15 protein-coding genes and 2 pseudogenes are annotated in these 17,035 nt (G+C 67.8%); 6 read left to right on the top strand and 11 right to left on the bottom strand.

Annotation, left to right across the window (positions count from 1 at the left end; translation table 11 throughout):
* Positions 1-169: 169 nt before the first annotated feature.
* Positions 170-1,450 (bottom strand): ATP-binding protein, encoded by a 1,281-nt coding sequence (locus tag ACZ7OY_RS25000; RefSeq protein ID WP_471913476.1) that lies wholly within the window; start codon positions 1,448-1,450, stop codon positions 170-172.
* 569 nt (positions 1,451-2,019) lie between these two features.
* Here ACZ7OY_RS25000 and ACZ7OY_RS24995 point away from each other — a divergent pair.
* The 3 genes from ACZ7OY_RS24995 to ACZ7OY_RS24985 all read left to right on the top strand — a co-directional run bounded on the left by ACZ7OY_RS24995 (position 2,020) and on the right by ACZ7OY_RS24985 (position 3,747).
* On the top strand, positions 2,020-2,313 hold the full coding sequence (locus ACZ7OY_RS24995) for a hypothetical protein (protein WP_471913423.1): 294 nt from the start codon (positions 2,020-2,022) through the stop codon (positions 2,311-2,313).
* Positions 2,314-2,556: 243 nt separating this feature from the next.
* Positions 2,557-3,057 carry a nuclear transport factor 2 family protein gene (locus ACZ7OY_RS24990; protein WP_471913422.1) on the top strand — a complete coding sequence of 167 codons (501 nt, stop codon included), beginning with the start codon at positions 2,557-2,559 and terminating at the stop codon, positions 3,055-3,057.
* Positions 3,058-3,249: 192 nt separating this feature from the next.
* Positions 3,250-3,747 (top strand): hypothetical protein, encoded by a 498-nt coding sequence (locus tag ACZ7OY_RS24985; RefSeq protein ID WP_471913421.1) that lies wholly within the window; start codon positions 3,250-3,252, stop codon positions 3,745-3,747.
* 42 nt (positions 3,748-3,789) lie between these two features.
* Here the strand turns inward: ACZ7OY_RS24985 and ACZ7OY_RS24980 are convergent.
* The 3 genes and pseudogenes from ACZ7OY_RS24980 to ACZ7OY_RS24970 all read right to left on the bottom strand — a co-directional run.
* Positions 3,790-3,981: pseudogene (locus tag ACZ7OY_RS24980) on the bottom strand (transposase); the annotation flags it as partial.
* A gap of 288 nt (positions 3,982-4,269) precedes the next feature.
* Positions 4,270-4,812: a hypothetical protein gene (locus ACZ7OY_RS24975; RefSeq protein WP_471913420.1), complete on the bottom strand. Its 543-nt coding sequence runs from the start codon at positions 4,810-4,812 to the stop codon at positions 4,270-4,272.
* Positions 4,809-5,033, bottom strand: a complete 225-nt coding sequence (locus ACZ7OY_RS24970; protein WP_471913419.1) for a hypothetical protein — start codon at positions 5,031-5,033, stop codon at positions 4,809-4,811. Before ACZ7OY_RS24970 ends, ACZ7OY_RS24975 begins: the two co-directional genes overlap by 4 nt.
* A gap of 165 nt (positions 5,034-5,198) precedes the next feature.
* On the opposite strand from ACZ7OY_RS24970, the gene ACZ7OY_RS24965 reads away from it, so the two are divergent.
* Positions 5,199-5,708: a hypothetical protein gene (locus ACZ7OY_RS24965; protein ID WP_471913418.1), complete on the top strand. Its 510-nt coding sequence runs from the start codon at positions 5,199-5,201 to the stop codon at positions 5,706-5,708.
* Between the two features lie 81 nt (positions 5,709-5,789).
* Positions 5,790-6,377 (top strand): SMI1/KNR4 family protein, encoded by a 588-nt coding sequence (locus ACZ7OY_RS24960; protein ID WP_471913417.1) that lies wholly within the window; start codon positions 5,790-5,792, stop codon positions 6,375-6,377.
* A gap of 531 nt (positions 6,378-6,908) precedes the next feature.
* On the opposite strand, the pseudogene ACZ7OY_RS24955 reads toward ACZ7OY_RS24960, so the two are convergent.
* The 6 genes and pseudogenes from ACZ7OY_RS24955 to ACZ7OY_RS24930 form a co-directional block, all read right to left on the bottom strand.
* A pseudogene (locus ACZ7OY_RS24955) lies at positions 6,909-7,643 on the bottom strand (site-specific integrase); the annotation flags it as partial.
* Between the two features lie 1,241 nt (positions 7,644-8,884).
* Positions 8,885-10,063 carry a tyrosine-type recombinase/integrase gene (locus tag ACZ7OY_RS24950; protein ID WP_471913416.1) on the bottom strand — a complete coding sequence of 393 codons (1,179 nt, stop codon included), beginning with the start codon at positions 10,061-10,063 and terminating at the stop codon, positions 8,885-8,887.
* A gap of 275 nt (positions 10,064-10,338) precedes the next feature.
* Complete coding sequence (locus tag ACZ7OY_RS24945; protein WP_471913415.1) at positions 10,339-11,613, bottom strand: COG4705 family protein; 1,275 nt, start codon at positions 11,611-11,613, stop codon at positions 10,339-10,341.
* 38 nt (positions 11,614-11,651) lie between these two features.
* Positions 11,652-12,920: a sensor histidine kinase gene (locus tag ACZ7OY_RS24940; protein ID WP_471913414.1), complete on the bottom strand. Its 1,269-nt coding sequence runs from the start codon at positions 12,918-12,920 to the stop codon at positions 11,652-11,654.
* On the bottom strand, positions 12,911-13,564 hold the full coding sequence (locus ACZ7OY_RS24935) for a response regulator transcription factor (RefSeq protein ID WP_471913413.1): 654 nt from the start codon (positions 13,562-13,564) through the stop codon (positions 12,911-12,913). Before ACZ7OY_RS24935 ends, ACZ7OY_RS24940 begins: the two co-directional genes overlap by 10 nt.
* A gap of 161 nt (positions 13,565-13,725) precedes the next feature.
* On the bottom strand, positions 13,726-14,610 hold the full coding sequence (locus tag ACZ7OY_RS24930) for a COG4705 family protein (RefSeq protein ID WP_471913412.1): 885 nt from the start codon (positions 14,608-14,610) through the stop codon (positions 13,726-13,728).
* Between the two features lie 380 nt (positions 14,611-14,990).
* Between ACZ7OY_RS24930 and phoU the strand changes: the two genes are divergently transcribed.
* Entirely contained in the window at positions 14,991-15,653 is a 663-nt protein-coding gene (gene phoU / locus ACZ7OY_RS24925; RefSeq protein WP_471913411.1) for a phosphate signaling complex protein PhoU, read from the top strand.
* Positions 15,654-16,092: 439 nt separating this feature from the next.
* On the opposite strand, the gene ACZ7OY_RS24920 is transcribed toward phoU, so the two are convergent.
* A complete protein-coding gene (locus tag ACZ7OY_RS24920; RefSeq protein WP_471913410.1) occupies positions 16,093-17,031 on the bottom strand; it encodes a sigma-70 family RNA polymerase sigma factor in 939 nt (312 codons plus the stop codon).
* Positions 17,032-17,035: the final 4 nt, after the last annotated feature.

The following is a 17,035-nucleotide window of genomic DNA, read 5'->3' as shown; positions in this document are numbered from 1 at the left end:
CAGCGCGTGCCCTCGCCCACCCGCACCGGTTGCGTCAACTGCGGATCCCCTGGGTATCCGCGACGACGTCCACGACGCCTTCCTGACCCTCGGCTGCGCGCTCATGCGCTGACCGTGCCCTTTCGTCGGCGAGTGCGGAGAGGGGACGGCGGGACAGGTTGGGTGGGTGTCAGGTCCGGGTGTGGTGCTCGATGTCCTCGTGGAAGTCGTGCAGGGCCTGCTCGGTGAGGGTGGGACGGGTATCGGCGATCGCGGCGAGGAAGTCGGCGGTGGCGGCCGGGGTTCCGGTGCGGTGGCTGATCTCGTGTTCGAAGGCGTGTTGGGCGCCCTTGCGCGCGGCGTATTCGATGTCGGCGGGGGTGAACATCTCGCTGGCGGTGACCAGTTGGTCGATCTCGATCACCGGGGCGGCGGGGCCGAGGTAGCGGCGCCAGATCGCCTCGCGGGCGGCGGCATCGGGCGGGCCGACCGGGATGATGTAGTCGAACCTGCCGGGGCGCAGGAATGCCGGGTCCAGGGTGCGCAGGGAGTTGGTGGCGCAGACGAGCAGCCGGTTGTCGTGGTCGCGGAACGCGGGGATGAGCTTGAGGAGCTCGTTGGTGACACCGTGTCCGGGGTCGACGGCGTGACCGGAGCGTGCGGCTGCGATCTCCTCGACCTCGTCGATGAACAACAGGACGCTGTCCAGCTCGGCCAGGTCCGCGAACGCGTCGCGCAGCGAGGCGGCCAGTCCTGCGTCGGAGTCGGCGGCCAGGCGTGAGGGGAAGAGTTCCACGAACGGCCAGCCCAGGCGGGAGGCGATCGCCTTGGCGAAGGTGGTCTTGCCGGTGCCGGGCGGCCCGAACAAGATGACGGCTTTCGGGGGATGGACCCCGTAACGCTCGGCGACCTCCGGCTCGGCGAGTGGCAGAACGATGCGCTTGTCGATGGTGTCCTTGGCCTCGAACATGCCCGCCAGCTGCTCCCACAGGCCGCGTGGCAGGACCCGTCCGCCGAGCTGGGCCAGCAGTCCCGCATCCTGCGCCCCGGCATGCTCCAGCTTCTCGTAGTAGACCAGATTGTCCAGGCGGCGGTAACCGGAGTTCTCCAATGCAGCGGTCCCGGTCGAACCGGGGGGCAGGACCGCACTGATCCGGCGCACCCCGCGCTCGCGCAGCCGCTGCTCGACCTGGGCGATCAGCGCACTGCCCAGTCCGCGGTTTCGCCACGCACCCGACAGTGCCGTGCTCAAGATCCACCCGCGCTCGCCCTCGGCGCGGGCCACAGCCATCCCGACCAGCTCTCCCTCCACCACCGCGACCACAGCCGCCTGGCCCGCACGGGCGGCCGCCACGACCTCGGACACCGGGAACACGGCCAAGGACAGATCAGCCTGTCGGCCCTGGTCCCACAACCGGATCGCCTGGTCCAGGTCGTCATCATGGAAATCCCTCAACCGCCACACCGGCATGACCGCCTCCTCGTCCTGCAACCATGGTGTGCCTGCCACCGGCCAGAGCGGGCCATTGCGGACTCCACGAGCGGCAACAGCCACTCATTCGATGGCGTACTGCGAAGCGATACCCGATCTAGGACAAAGTGCTCCAGGACTCGGAAGTGAGGCCCCCTCGACGGGCAGCAGCGACCTGCCCGGTCCCGCCGCGAGAAGGTGCGCAGCCTCAATGCGCGGCCTGCCGCCACCGGGAGCCGTGCCCGCGGACACGGCGGGCCGAGGGGTGCAGGTCGTCGCAGGAGCAGCCTCGCCGAAACCGGTGGCCCCGCTTCCCTCACCACACCGCTGCGATCAGCCAGCGCGCCGGTCGTCGAAGCCGCTCGGCGTCTTCACCCTCGTACCGGGGTTGCGCCGGATGTGCCGGCAGAGCGTGCAGTATCCCCCGGATGCCTTCGCCACTGCCCCCTCCCCCACGCCCCCGGGGCAGCCGTCGGGACGGACCCCGAGGGCGTCATGATCTACCTCGCCGACCGCGTCGACGGGCAGCGATTGCCTCAGCCTTCGAAGACCTGATGGAGACTCAGCTGATGAACATCCCGCCGACCGATGACGACCTCTGGCAGGCGTTCGTCGAGGCCAAACGGGAAATGCACCGCCGCCAGGCCGAGTTCTACCAACACGCTCAGGACCGGCCCGAGACCCTCAGAGCCGCGCTGGCCGGAGGATCGGTGGCATGGGATCAGGGCGCCGCCCTGGACTTCCTCGCGGCGATCACGGTCGATGGTCCGGCTGTCCTCCGAGAGCTCGTGAACTGCTCCACGTCGCACGGATTGGCTTCGTTCACTTCAAGCGATTCTGACTCAACTTCTGTGGTGCCGTGACACTGAGTGGTCCACCGCCGTCCTGGTCAACCTCCGAGATGCGAATGACGAGATGACAGGTTGGCAGTCGCAGTCGACCCTGGACTCGAAGAAGCGCAGGCGGGCGGAGCCCGATCCACCAGGACGGCTCGCGTAGTTCGGGGGACGTCTGGCCGCATCCCGTCCATGTCGGTCCTCGTTGATCTGCTGGGAGTGACCAACGAGGAGCCCCGGCCGACGGGCCGGATCTCCGGAGGAGACATCGTGAACCAAGAGGAAATGGTCACGCTGTGGGAGCATCACACGGCGTACGAGTTCGTCATCAAGGATGCCGACCTGGCAGTGTCCACCATGGCGGAGGACGCCAGTGTGATGCATCTGCCGACGATGAGCGGTGGTTTCGGCAAGAACTACCTACGGGGCTACTACCGCGACGTCTTCATCCCCGGCATTCCGCAGAACACCACCATGGAGACAGCGGACCGGTCAGTCGGAAGCGACTTCATCGTCGAGGAGATCATCATGCGGATGTCTCACGACCAGGAGATCCCGTTCCTGCTGCCTGGGCTGGCTGCGACCGGCCGTAGCGTTGAACTGCCGCTGGTGGTGGTCGTGAAATTCCGGGACGACCTGATGGCGAGCGAGCGGATCTACTGGGACCAAGCGGCTCTGCTAGCCCAGGTCGGCCTGATCGCTGCCGAAGACCTGCCCATGGCCAACGTCACCGAGGCTCCCCGATTCCTGCGGGACAACGTCGTGTCCTGACCACGCAGCGGGATCGCAGGTCTTGGTAGGGGGCAGGCGCATGCGTGGCCCTGAGCAGCCACTTCACACAAGTCGTGCCAGAGCCTGAGTTGGTTCTGGTCCAACTTCCGTGGAACTCTCACGCTCTGTAACCTGCCGGGACTGGATGGCCCTTCGTGACTCGTTGACAGACCTATTTGGGATCATGCCCACATGGACTTCGACCTCGCCCCGCCGACCGGCGTTGGCCCGTTGCGGATCGGTATGACTCGGCACGCGGCCAACACGGCGCTGGACTCGCTCCGTGTTCTCTCTGCGATCTCGGATTCTGATCGGCCGGGGCAGCACGTGTTCCGTCCCAGCGGGCTGATGATCAGCATCCACTGCATGCGAGACATGCTTGAATCCATCGAGCTGGGAAGGCCGTCGTCCCAGACGGACCGAGTGTTGTTTCAGGGCGTGGACGTGTTCGCGCTTCCGGCCTGCGAGGTTGTCCAGCGCATGGGTGAGTTCACCTCGATCGAGGTAGATCCTGACGATGATGCTTCATTCATTGCCCCGGACTTGCTGCTGAGCTTCTGGCGTCCGTTCGCAGCGGACGATGATCCGGCGGAAGAGCAGGGCTACTTCTTCAGCTCGGTCCTGCTGGCCCGGCCTGGCTACTACGACACCCCTGCTCAGGCTGCGGAGCGACTCCAGCAGAGGTCGTGACGGGCCCGTCAGGATGCCGAAGCCGGCCCGGCCGTACATCTGGCGTTTGATCATTTTGATGCGGTTGACGTGGCCTTCGACGATGCCGGAGCTCCACGGCAGTGTGAGGCCGGCGGTGACGGCTACGAGATCGCGTTCGATGCCATTGACGAAGGTGTGGAGGCTGGGCAGGTCGTCGGCGCGGACCGCCTTGATCCATTGTGGGAGCTGGTCGCCCTGGAGCTGGGTGAGCATCTTCCCGAACGCACGGACATGCCCGGTGAGCGCATCCAGTTCGGGGCAGCCAGCGAGGACGGACTTGGGCTTCACGCGCTCGCTCTCCGGCAGGATATCGGGGTGGGTCAGGATCCAGCTGGTGACCGTGCGTGGGGACGGCGGGCGGGCTGCTGGTGCGGTCGGGGATGTACGGAACGGCTGAAGGTAGGCGCGGACGGCTCCGTAGCCGCCGGTGTAGCCGCGCCACTAGCCGACCGGGCCCTCGACTCCGCCGATTCGGCGTGCCGAAGTTCAGCTTGATGGGGGTCAGGGCAGCAGTCGGCGTGTCTCGATCCAGGGGAGAAGCCCGTCGCGCGTCGGGCCGGGCTGCAGGTGGCCGATGAGCCACTCCAGGTGGGCTGTCAGGTTCTTGTGCCGCCGCAGCTCGCGGATCTGTGCGACGGGAAGCTCGCGCCAGTTGGCGGCGAGGGTCGCCGCTTCCGATTGCGACATCGCCAGGGCGGCGAGCGTCTCGGCGCCCAACGCCTCTGGACTCCAGTCGGATTTCTCGTCCTCGGGACCGAGGTGTTCGATCACCCACGTTCGCAGCATGAAGTCCTGTTGGACTTCGCGCTCTGATCGCTCTGCGCCGTCGCCGAGCATGCGCCGGTTCGCCAGCAGCGACAACTCAGCCCAGCGTCGACGCACTTCGCGGGGCGGGTCGGAGTCGTAGGCGTGCTGTTGGGAAACAACGCGGACCGATTCGAGCTGCGCCCAGTTGCGAGCGTCCGCAGTGAACGCCTGGAGACGTTCGATCGGCCAAGTACTCAGATCACGCTCTGGTGCCCTTCGATCCGAACCGGTGCTCACTGGCCTTCGATCCTGGTCGTGGGCATGCAGAGACCGACGACGGTTCGTTGCCGGGAACGCCGGTCGATATGGGCGAGCTTATCCTCGGTGCCTGCGAGGCTGACATCGAGTCCTTCGACCTCGCCGAGCCAGCCCTCACGCTCGGCTTCGGCGATGCGGTGGCGGAGGTTGTCGCGGATCTCGACGAGGCGGTCGCGCTGGGCGGGGTCGGGCCAGAGCACAAGGCAACGGGCACAGGCTTCTCTGAACTACTCGGGTTGATGACCTGTCCATGCAGATCCCTGAGCCCCGGGCCAGGGGGCTCCCGCTGGGGGAGGCCTGACGGGCGCGAGCAGAACAGGGGGCCGCCATGTCTGGTCTCGCTCCTGGGCTGCCAGGATGCGGGGGTGAACAAGAGAGACCGTGCAGAGAGCTTGTCTGAACTCGGCGAGCTGCTGAAGTCGCTGTCGAGCCGGCCCGTTGTGTCCGTGCGATACGGCCAGTTGCCGGATGGCGTCGCTCCTGGCCAGGAGGCAATTGGCCTTGCTGGTCAGGTGCACGAGCTCGTCGCCGAAATCCATCCATTGTGGGCGCAATACCTCCAGGCCGGGGATGCTCCGCCAAGCGTTTCGCAGATTGAAGCTTCCCTGGAATCGCTCAGCCCCGAGGCTGCCATCGAAGTGATGACCGCGCTCGCCGCCGAAGACCTCGTGTGGTCCCACCATGTGCTCATGAATCGTGAGATCGCGCACCACACTGTCACGCGCATCGTGAAGTGCCTCGGGCCCGGAGCGACGTGGTGGACGAACCGACAGGGCAGCGCCTGGGATCCCGTGACTGCCTGCACGTTCGATGGTGTGATTGCCGGAAGCAATGGTGAGCACTTCGCGATCTTGCTTCAAGTTGGCGAGGACTGAGCCGTAGATCGAGGCTTGATTCGCCCGCTTCTCTGAACCTTCTGTCGCCCACCCGTCCGCCCAGCGGCCCTGGCCGTCGACATGTCGGCGGGCTCTGACAGCATCACGGCCATGACCGAGATTGATGACCTCGTGCAACGCGTCGCCTCCCGGGCCGCATCGGATAGCGAGGATCTTCCCGCGCCTGTCGGCTATGCCCAGATTGCGGAGGCCGAGGGGCAACTGGGCTTCGCGCTTCATCCCCTCCTTGCGCGCCTGTATCGCGAAGTTGCTGACGGCGGCTTCGGCCCTGACTACCGACTGCTGCCGCTGCTCGGTCCGGGCTCCAGCGTCGCTGGCGAATACCTGACGCGTCGTGAGGCATCCGTTGGCGCGGAGCATCCAGAGTGGCCCGAAGGCGTCGTACCGATCCTGACCTGGGGCTGCGCCATGTACGCAGGCGTTGATTGTCTCAGTGAGGACGGTCAGGTCCTACTCTTCGAGCCGAACCCGTATTGCGGCGGATCGTGGGATCAGTGTTGGTTCCTCGACACCGCCAGCCTCGCAGCGTGGCTGGAGACATGGCTCGCGGGGACGGGCTGGTTCGAGGAGGACGCCTGCGACAGGGACGACCTGGTCGAGCCTCAGCCATGGGACCAGGCCGCAAGCCGACTGTCCTCCGGCGCATAGCGAAACACCAACGCTTCGCCCCGTTAGCGCAGACGCGGTCATCCCGGCCATGCTCACGGCTCCTTTCGGAGAGTCGGCGTCGGGAGGGCGACCAACACACTGGCTGTGCGTCTGGTGACCTGGGCGAGCTTGTCCTCGGCGCCGGCAAGGCTGACCTTGAGTCCTTCGACCTCGCCGAGCCAGCCTTCGCGTTCGGCTTCGGCGATGCGGGCGATGAGGTTGTCGCGAATCTCCTCGATGCGGGCGCGTTGGGCCGGGTCCGGCCTGAGGAGTGCACATCTGACCACAAGCGTGCTCATGAACACACGGGGTGGAAAATGCGCGGCCGCAAGTGCCAATGGACACCTTGCGCTTCTCGAAGTGCGCGAGGAAGGCATCCCACTCCTCCTCGGTAGGAGTTCGGTATTCTTCGCTGGGCCGGGTGGACCGGCGGCGGGCGATGAACGCCCTGTGCGCCTCGATCGTCTCGGCCGGGTAGACGGCCTTGTAGCCCATCGTTGTATCGATGTTCTTGTGCCCGCAGATCACTTGGGCGATGTGCGGTGGGAGGCCGTTCATGATGGCGTCGGTGACGAAGATCCTCCTGAAGTCGTGCGGGGAGATCGTGAGCGGTGCGCCGGCGGAGTCGGTGAGCCCGGTGGTCGCGATCGCGCCGATCAGCAACGTGCGCAGGAACGTGGGGGTGAAGGCTCGATGCTCGGTTCCGATCTGCCGTTGGAACAGCAGCGGCATTGCCGGGTTCCAGACCTTCTCACGGACGTCGTAGAACGGCGCCAGCGGGATCGCCCCGGCGGGACCGCGTAGCCGGCGGACGATGGCTGACAGGACGTCCGCCAGTTCCGGGCTGACCAGCAGGAGGCGCTCGCTGTCGGTCTTGGACGGGGCGATCTGGAGCAACGGAACGATCTCGCCCGTGGCCGGGAGCCGGTATTGGGTGATGCTGTGGTGGGTCAGCTCCAAGAGCTCTTCGTTGCGGATGCCCGTCAGGCGGAGGACCTCGACGGCAGCGAACGCCCAGAATGCTTCCTCCTCCTCGAAGGAGAGGTTCCGGCGTCGCCCGGTGGAGGCTTCCTCGGCCCAGGTGAGGTGTCCCGCGGCCTTGGATGTGACGGCTCGGCGAAGCAATCCTTCGGTGCCGGGGATCACCGTCCCGGGCTCGGTGGCCCGCGCAGTCCGGAGCAACTCGACGGCCGCGAGCCTGCGGCGGTTGACGGTGCTGACCAGGACGGGGAGCACGGGGAGGCGCTCGCGGGTGCGTTGATCCATCCGTGCCTTGCGATGCTTGCGCTCCTTGGCCTTGCGGATCTCGTCATCGCTGATCGGGCAGCGGACGACCCACGGTCCCCAGCGAGCCGGTTCCTCCGTGGCCCAGTGGGCGAGGTCGAGATAGAAGGCTCGGACCCGCATCAGCTCGTCCTTGGCGTTGAGCCGGGGGCTGGTGATCTCGACCGGCGCCCCGTCGGGGCCGGTGATGGTGCGCCGCTTGGTGCTCAGGTCTTCCTTCCAGGCACGGGCCAGCATCGGCGGCAGCAAGAGAGTGTCGATGCCCGGTGACAGTGCTTCGATCCGCGTCCAGAACAGCCCCGCCAACGATCGTGAAATCGCGTCCAAGCTGGCGAAGTCCAATGACGGCTGCCGTTCGCGAAGGTAGTCCACGAGCAGATCCCGGATCGGGCGGCACCGGATCGGGTAGCGGTCCACAAGCTCCTCGATACTCAGCTGGCCGAGGGCCTGGCCGAACGCCCGGATCGTTGCCGGGGCATCTTCAGGGAAGACGCCCATGGTCCGCAGCCGCAGGTAGAAGTCGACCTTGTGCTGTCCGCCGCGGACATGGACCAGGCGTTGGGTGTCGAACAGCTCCACGCAGTCCCCGACGGTGATGTCCCGGATGAGCCCGCCTTTGCAAGCCAGGAGGACAGAGATCCGGGTCGCCGCAATCTGGGCGTCTTTGCTGGAGTGTGGTTGTGCGGCGGCCATCTGCACCAACTGCTCGAACCCGTCGGGGTCACGGACCTCGGCCATGATGGTGGCCAAGTATCGGTGGGTGCGGGTGAGCATCCAGGGCAGGCTGGGACGGAGCACATCACCGGCGATCAGCAGCAGCAACCCGGTGGACAGGTCCGCGCGGACGTACGACGACGGCGACCCAGCCTGCTGGCTCAGGAAACGCAGAGGGAGCTCTGTCCAGTCCGCGCCGGGGAAATCCTCGGCACCGCTGCGTGCCCACCTCTCTTGCCAGGAATCTCCAGGGAGGCTTGAGAGCCAGTCCAACATCTTCGCCACCCCGCGCCGACGGCCTGCTCTGGTCGCCTTGGCCGCTGGCAGGAACGGTGGCGCGGTCAGCCGCCGCACAACCTCCTCGGCTGATCGGCCGGTCGTCGGCCAGTGGACTTCGGCGGCTCGCGGTGGGAATCGTTCCCGAAGCACGCTGTTCCGCGCTCGTGCCTGCTCAGCGGTCGCGTTCGCGGCCTGCAGCGGTGGGCGCGTCGAGTGCTTCTTGGTGATAGTCATGATGACCGCCCGAACAGGACGTCCAGGGTCTCGGGGTCGTAACCCGGGGCCGGAGGCGGGGGCACCGGCTCGGTGCGCTGGTCGGTCCGCCGCGCGTGATGGGCCAGCACCTGGGCGACGACCTCGTCCTGGCGCGGGGCGAGGTAGATCTCGGTGGTGGTCAGATGCGCGTGGCCCAGGACCCACTGCACGTCGGTCAACGTCAGATGCGGATCGCGCACCATGCGGGCGGCCGCGCTGTGCCGAAGGTCGTGAAGCGTCCAGTCCGCGCCGAAGTTGGCGTTGATCCGCTCGAACATGCGATGGGCGCCGTGGTAGGTCAGCGGCCGGAACGGACGTCGCAGCGTCCACCACACCGGCTGTGCACGTCCACGCGGCACCAGCCCGTGCAGTTCCTGCTGGTAGAGCCGAAGCCATACGAACGCGTCCGACGAGGCCGGCACCTGCTGTCGTGCCCGAGAGCCCTTCCGCACGACGCTGATGAGCTGCTGTCCTGGGTCGACGTCGCACTGGCGGATGCCGATCAGCTCCGATGCACGGACTCCGCTGGAGATCCAGAACGCGACCAGCGCCCGGTCCCGGTTCGACGGCAGCGCGGCAAACAGCGTGTTGAACCACTCGTCCGGGATCGAGCGCGGGATCCGGCGCGGAACGCTGGGCCGGTAGCGGCCCACCCGCTCCGGAGCCCAAGTGTCCAAGGGATTGTGGTGCGCGTGCACGCGTCCGGAGCGTCGCGCCAGGTCCAGCGGGAATGGGTTGAGCAGCGGTCCAGTTCCGGCGTCGCGGTGCATGTCGTAGAACCGGCGCAACACCGTCTCGCTGTGGACGACGGTAGACGGGGCATAGCCCGGTCCCGGAGTCGGCTTCCCCGTCACCGGATTCAGAGCGCCCACGGGCCGACTCGTCCGACGCTTGGCCGAGGCCGCCCTCGGCTTGGCCGTCAGCTGAATCCAGCAGCTGAAATCCCGCGCGTCCACCCGCGTTGCCCGATCCCACGGCACGTCGACGGCCAGCAGGAACCGCCACCACCGCAGCAGGTCCATGCCGTAGGAGCGAACCGTCGCCGCCGCCTTCCCAGCCGCCAGCAACTCCTGGAAGAAGACAGCGACCGGCTCCACCACAACACCGTCGCCGTCAACAAGCCGGTAGGGCTCATACCGCTCGCCGGTCTCCACGAGTCGACCCAGCCGTGGAACCGCCAGCCTCGATAGCTCCCGCCCGGGAACACGATCCTCCATCACGATCGCAGACCGTACAGCGCGAAAACGGCACACGTGCCCTGAACTGCGCCATCTCCGTGCTTCGTTCAGTCAACGGGGCGTGTTCGTGGATGCAGGCGGTGCTGAACGAGCGGCCGCAGGTGCAGACGGAGGCCCCGCGCCGTTCGAAGTGGCCGAGGAACTCGCGTGATCGGCGGCGGCTTCAAGGAAGTCGCCGCCGATCGGGCCCGTCAGCGCATGTCTGTGAGGAGAGTGTTGAGTTCAGCCTCCTGCTGTGCCGGCGGCATCGGCGGGTTCGAGTGGTCGATGCCGAAGGTCTTCAGGACCTGGTCCATCTGGGCGTCGAGGAACGTCCAGCCGGTGTTGTCCAGCGGATGCAGCGAGGCTTCGTCGGCGTCCCAGAGGTCTCGCAGCGACTGGGCAGCTGCGTGGGCCCCGGTCGCGTTCCCCGACTGTGCGTCCTTGAGCGAGGTCGATGCCAGTGTCCTCAGAGCGTCGACCTTCGTGGACGGGAAGTTCTTCACGGCCTGGCCGGGTGCGAGGTGAACGGTGGAGGTGGCGTCCTCCTCCGGCGCCGGGCCGACGTGCGGCTGGCTGTGCGCCCAGACCAGCAGGGACCCCGTGAACACGGCGAGGAGGGCGAAGCCCGCCAGTGCGGCGCGCTCCCTCTGCGGGTTGCCGGTGAGCTGCGGGGTGTGCGTGGCGTCGTAGGTCTCGGTCACGTCGGAGCGTGTCACCGTCAGGTAGACGACGGTCGCCAGGATCAGGCCCAGGAAGATCAGGCTGGTGGTGAAGGTACCCAGCGCAAGGCCGGTCGGCTCGCCCGGCTGGGCGACCTTCGGGGAGGCGAGCCAGTCGCCGATGTTGGCGCCCAGCGGGCGGGTCAGGATGTAGGCGAGCCAGAAGGACAGCACCGGGTTGGCGCCGAACTTCCACATCAGCGTGATCGCCGCGATGAGGCCGAGCGGCAGCAGGACCGAGACTCCCGGGCTCCAGCCGGTGAGCTCAAGGGTCCAGTCGCCGGTCGCGGTGCCGAGAGCGAAGGTGACGAGAACAGCGAGCCAGTAGAACGACTCACGCGGCAGCGTCGTGACCGAGTGGATCGACAGGGTGCGCTCGCGCAGCCACCACACGCCGAAGACCACGGCGAGCAGCACCGAGAACACTGCTGAGCTGATCCACAGCGGCACGTTGAGCTGGTCGGTCAGGATGTCGGTGTACAGCGTGCCCGTGACGCTGACAACGACCACGGTCAGCCAGTACGGGAACGGAACGTACCGCTTCAGCCGCAGCTGGACGGCCAGGACCACCACGAATACCGCGGTGAAGATCCATGCCGTGTTCACCAGGCCGACGCCCAGCTTCATGTTGATCCAGTCGGCGAAGCTCTCACCGACGGTCGTACACAGGATCTTGATCACCCAGAACCAGACGGTGACCTCGGGAACCTTGTTCAGCATCAGCCGCCCGCTGCGGTCCGTGCGGGCTTCGCTCGTCGTTGTCATGCGGCAAGGCTGGCTCGGCCAACCTGCACACAACCTGACTACGCGATCGCCTCCGGCGCGGGGAAGGTCACCTCGACGCGACCGTGACCATCCGCGATCGCACGGACTGCCACTCCTGCGGACGCGGCGAGACGCCTTACCACGGCCAGCCCCAGCCCGTGCCCGTCGCCGCTGGTCACACCCGCTTCGAAGACCCGGTCGACCTCCGCGGGATCGAAGCCCGGGCCATCGTCGAGGACATCGATCACGACCCCCTGCGGCTCGATGCGCGCCGTGACCCAGACGCGCGAACGCGCATGCCGCAGGCCGTTCTCCAGCAGGGGTGACAACACCGCCACGACGAGTTCCGTCGCCACGGCGACGTCGACGTCGGCCGGGACGGCGAGTTCGATGGAGCGACCGGCGATGGCCTGTCGGGCCGCCGCCCTGAGGTCGCAACGGGTACCGCCGTCGATCCGGGTCCGGGCAGAACTCAGTATCGTCGTGATCGCCGTGTTCAGACGGTCGGCCTCGGTCAGAACGGACCCCGGTGGCAGGTGATGACCGGAGAGCTGCGCCAACTGCGCCTCGCCTCGCAGAACCGTCAGGGGCGTTCGCAACTCGTGGGCGATCTCGTCGGTGAGCCGGCGCTCGTCCGCGAGCGCGTTGTCCACACGGTCGAGCAGGCGGTCCAGAGTTCGCCCGAGTTCCCCGAATTCATCGCGCGGAACGCCGAGGTCGAATCGGCGCCCGGGTTCGTGATGGCCCCAGTCGTCGGCGAGGGCGGCCATTTCGTGGACCACTCGCAACGCACGGCCCACCACGAGGTGTGCGACGACGCCTGCGAGCAGGATCGCGATACCGCCCAGCATGAGGGACATCGTCAGGCTGCGCTGCTCCGACGTCTCGTACGGCGTCAGATCCACCCGTACGACCGCCATGACGTGGTGGCCTTCGAGCCGTATCGGTTCGGCATACAGAAGATGGTTGCCGACCGTGGTGGTCTGGGACTGCCCGGAGCCGACGAGCGCATCGACGCGGTGGAGGACGCTGTCCGGCACGATTCCGTCGATGAGGTGCCCATCGGCATACACCCATGAGACCGTGTCCAGCGCTTCGTTGCCGCTCTCGATCAGCACGACGTGGCCACCGCGTACGGCCACGTTCGCCGCCACCGCCTCTGCACGGCTGTGCGCCAGAGCGTTCGCGTCGGCGGCGGTCACCTGGCTCAGCAGCACGTGCGAGACCACCACCAGCACCGCGACCACCGCTGTCGCGATCAGAACCGCGAGCGCGACGACCCTCCCGCGGAAGCCTGTCACTCCCATCGATAGCCCACCCCGCGGACCGTCGCCAGGCGATCGGCCACGCCCAGCGCACCGAGTTTGGTCCGCAGCCGGCGAACGAAGGAGTCGAGGGTGTTGTCGCTGACGTGCGCGCCATGCGGCCAACCCGCGGCGACGAGGGCGTGGCGGCGTACAGCGTCGCCCCGCGAGGCGATGAGCCTGCCCAGCAGGCGGAACTCGGTCGGAGTCAGGCTCTCGCTCGTCGAACCATAGGTCACGACATGTTTCGCCGGATCGAGAACGACGCCCCTTGCCGACGTCGTCGCGGTTGTTCTGCGCAGCAGGGCGCGGACCCTCACCAGCAGCTCCGGAATGTCGAACGGTTTCGTCATGTAGTCGTCGGCTCCCGCCTCGAAGCCGCCCACTTTGTGATGCATGCCGTCCAGGGCGGTGAGCATCAGCACCGGGACGTCGATGCCACGTGCCCGCAGTGCCAAGCAGACATCGCGGCCATCGGCGTCGGGGAGCCCCAGATCCAGGACGATCAGGTGAGGGGCCGGCTCAAGGTGCCGCAGCAGGCCGTCCGCCGTGGCGGCGACTGCGATCGTATGACCGTCGTGCTCAAGTGCGCGCTTGAGCACGTCACGGACCGCCGCGTCGTCCTCACACACCATAATCAAAGCCACAGCCTGCCCCTAGGTACTCCACAGCCAGAGTTCTCCCGCTCTCCCAGGTCGGCGCACTGGCGGTCCGCGAGACTACAGTCTTGTAGACATATTTTGAGACATCAGACGCTCGTCCGGGCTATGCGTTCCCTCACGTCGCGTACGGGCGGCTGGGTGGCGGATCAGGCGGCATCCCGGCTCCCGGTGTGACCGGCAGGCCGCGTGCCGTCTGCGGCGCGCTGTTCGGTGACGTCCGCGCGGGTCGCAGCCAGGTACACGACCAGTCCAAGTATCACCGTCAAAAACAATGCGCTGGTCACGAGCGTGCCGAGTTCCAGACCGCCGTCGCCGGTCGGCCGGGAGAGGTAGTCGCCGATGCAGGCGCCGAGCGGGCGGGTGAGGATGCAGGCGATCCAGAAGCTCCACACCGCGTCCATGCCGAGCTGGAAGTGCGCGATGCCCAGTGCGGCGATGGCCAGGCCGAACAGCACCGCGGACAGCCAGTAGCCCAGGCTCAGCCGCTCCGACACGAGGTCGCCGGCTGCAGTGCCGAGGGCGAAGGTGAGCAGCACGGCCAGCCAGTGGAAGGACTCGCGGGCGGTCGTGTCGATGCTCTGGATCGACAGCGTGCGCTCGCGCCGGTACCAGACCACGAACACGACTGCGAGGGCGATCACGAAGGCCGTGGTGGTCGTCCCGAGCGGTATGCCCATGGTGTCGGTGAGACTGTCGCTGATCAGGGTGCCGACGACGCCGATCAGGGCGACGGCCGGCCAGTACACACCGGCCCGGTACGCAGTGGTGCGGAACTGGACGACCAGCACCACGGCCAGCACCACGGCCAGCAGCGCACTCATCAGCACCGACACCCCGGTCACGCCGAGACCGGCCTTGTCGTTCAGCAGATCGGCCGCGGTCCCGCCGACCGTCGTGCACAGGATCTTGGTGATCCAGAAGTGCACGGTGGCTTCGGGAACTTTGTTCCAGCCCGGCCGACGACCGGGCGACGGGGCCGCCCGCCCACCCGCTACCGGAAAGTCGGGCGTCTCACAGGGTTCAAGGGTCATGGCGGCCGACCGTGCCGCGAAGAGCCTGAACGCATCCTGACTGCCGCGCGGCACGCCCCCGCCCACCCGTTGGCTGAACGTGTCGGCGCCTGGCCGAGACACCGGCCGGGCCGGGCGGCGGCAGCGGCCCGTGCGTCGCCGGACCACCGGGCCGGGGACTGTCGACCTAGCGCCTGGCGACGGTGACCGCGCAGGATCACGAGGACCCTGGATGGAACGAGCTCGCAACCTATGATCGGTTTGAGGGGATCGGCGCAGGACGGCATGCGCGGAAGCCCTGAGCGGGGCGGTCGCGCCGGAATCCGTCAGCCGATCCCGGCTGGAGCCTGCCGGGAACCCGGCTGCGGTGGGAGCAGCCCGGCGATGGAGGTGAGCGACGGATGCGCAAGGCCTACCAGCAGGAGCTGGAGTCGATCGGCGAAGCGCTGAAGGCGATGGCCGATCTGGTCGGTTCCGCTATGGGCCGAGCCACGAGCGCTCTGCTGGACAGCGACCTGCAAACAGCCGAAAGCGTGATCTCCGCCGAGGCGCACGTCAAGGACATGCACCGCGACCTGGAGGACAGGGCCATCGCGGTGCTCGCCCGCCAGCAGCCCGTCGCCACCGACCTGCGGACGGTGGTCACCTCCCTGCGCATGAGCGCGGATCTGGAGCGATGCGGCGTGCTGGCCAAGGATGTCGCCACCGTGGCCCGTCGGCGGTATCCCGAGCACGCGGTACCGCAGGACCTGCGCCGGACGGTGCAGGAGATGGGCCTGCTCGCTCAGCGGCTGGTGTCCCAGGCCGCCGAGGCACTCATCACCAACGACGTGCAAGCCGCACTGCGGCTGCAGCGGGACGACGACCGGATGGACGAACTGCACCGCCTGCTGTTCCAGCACCTGCTGGACGAGCAGTGGCAGCACGGCGTGGAAACGGCCGTCCACGTCGCACTGGTCGGCCGATACTACGAACGCTTCGCCGGCCACGCGGTCTCCATCGCCCGTAACGTGGTCTACCTCGCCACCGGCGAACACCCCGCCGACCTGCCCGTTGATCATTGAAGGGATGGGCGACGTTTCGGCATTCCCCGGCCCAGGAGGCGAATCATCGGATCCCCAGCCGGTAGCCATGTCCTCTCAGCGTGACGAGACGCGGCAGCCGGCACGGGCACCGCGCCACGCCGCCTCGGCAGCCTGGGCAAGCTGACCGGCGCAGACCGGCCTGGGCCTGCCCATCGCCGCGGACATCGCCGCTCTCCACGGCGGCACCGTCACCGTCCTCGACACCTCGGACGGCACGACCTTCCGCACCCGCCTCACACTTGGTTCGTCGTCTGCGCGCCGGTGACCTCGGTCAGCTTGTTCCGGGAGTCCCGGGCCGCCGGACGGAACAACAGACCGACATACGCTCCCGTCCTTGGCTGCTGCACGGCCCGGCGACGGCCGGGGGAAGAGGGCCTGCCGCGCTGCGACCCGGGGCACTGGACTTCCGTGGCCGTGGTCACCAGGTGCCGATGACCGACGCCTCGCGATCCTTGCGCCGCCAGGCCTCGTCGAGGCGGACGAGCCGGTCCGCGGCGGCGATGCCGCGCAGGCACGCCACCTTGCCGTCACGGATCTCGAACACCACGGCGCCCACGAGTCGGCCGTCGACCACGGCGAGAACGGCCGGGGAGCCGTTGACCAGCGCGACGTGAAAGGCAGGAGAGCCGCCGGCCAGCCGCCGCTTCGCAGGAGTGGACCTGAAGCCGACCCGCACGTGGGAGGCGACGCGCTCGCGCGTCTCGTACCGCAGCAGCCGTCTGGCCAGCCCCGCGCCGTCCGAGATCGCGGTGACGTCGGCGGTGAGCATCGCCACCAGCCGTTCGGTGCGCCCTGAGGCGGCGGCGACGAAGAACTCCTCGACGATCCGGAGCGCGGACGCGGGGTCCACCTCACCGCCGCCCCGGCGCTCGGCGGCGACCCGGCGTTGGGCCCGGTGGACATGCTGCTGGCTCGCGGACTCGGTGATGTCCAGGATCCCGGCGATCTCGGCATGGGGGTAGGAGAAGGCCTCGCGCAGGACGTAGGCGGCCCACTCGACCGGTGCGAGCCGCTCCATGAGGGTCAGTACGGCCAAGGACACCGATTCACGCTGCTCGAAGGCGTCGGCGGGGCCGAGCATCGGGTCACCTTCGAGGAGTGGCTCGGGCAGCCAGTCTCCGGCGGCGCGCTCATGGCGGGCATGCGCCGAGCGGAGCCGGTCGATACAGAGATTGGTGACGACCTTGGTCAGCCACGCCTCCGGCACTTCCACACGTTCCCGGTCCACGGCCTGCCAGCGCAGGAACGTGTCCTGCACAGCGTCCTCGGCGTCGGCCGCCGAGCCCAGCAGACGGTACGCGAGCGAGGCCAGACGGTCCCGGCCGGCCTCGAACCGGTCTATGGCTGCGCTGTCCACGCCG

The organism is Streptomyces sp. NPDC107559 (assembly GCF_055657365.1).
The sequence above is the reverse complement of the archived record's forward strand: the minus strand, read 5'-3'. Positions and strand labels throughout refer to the sequence as shown.

Coding starts and splice junctions, on each gene's coding strand:
- ACZ7OY_RS25000 (WP_471913476.1), bottom strand. CDS start 1,450: ATGCCGGTGTGGCGGTTGAGGGATTTCCATGATGACGACCTGGACCAG.
- ACZ7OY_RS24995 (WP_471913423.1), top strand. CDS start 2,020: ATGAACATCCCGCCGACCGATGACGACCTCTGGCAGGCGTTCGTCGAG.
- ACZ7OY_RS24985 (WP_471913421.1), top strand. CDS start 3,250: ATGGACTTCGACCTCGCCCCGCCGACCGGCGTTGGCCCGTTGCGGATC.
- ACZ7OY_RS24960 (WP_471913417.1), top strand. CDS start 5,790: ATGTCGGCGGGCTCTGACAGCATCACGGCCATGACCGAGATTGATGAC.
- ACZ7OY_RS24945 (WP_471913415.1), bottom strand. CDS start 11,613: ATGACAACGACGAGCGAAGCCCGCACGGACCGCAGCGGGCGGCTGATG.
- ACZ7OY_RS24940 (WP_471913414.1), bottom strand. CDS start 12,920: ATGGGAGTGACAGGCTTCCGCGGGAGGGTCGTCGCGCTCGCGGTTCTG.
- ACZ7OY_RS24930 (WP_471913412.1), bottom strand. CDS start 14,610: ATGACCCTTGAACCCTGTGAGACGCCCGACTTTCCGGTAGCGGGTGGG.
- phoU (WP_471913411.1), top strand. CDS start 14,991: ATGCGCAAGGCCTACCAGCAGGAGCTGGAGTCGATCGGCGAAGCGCTG.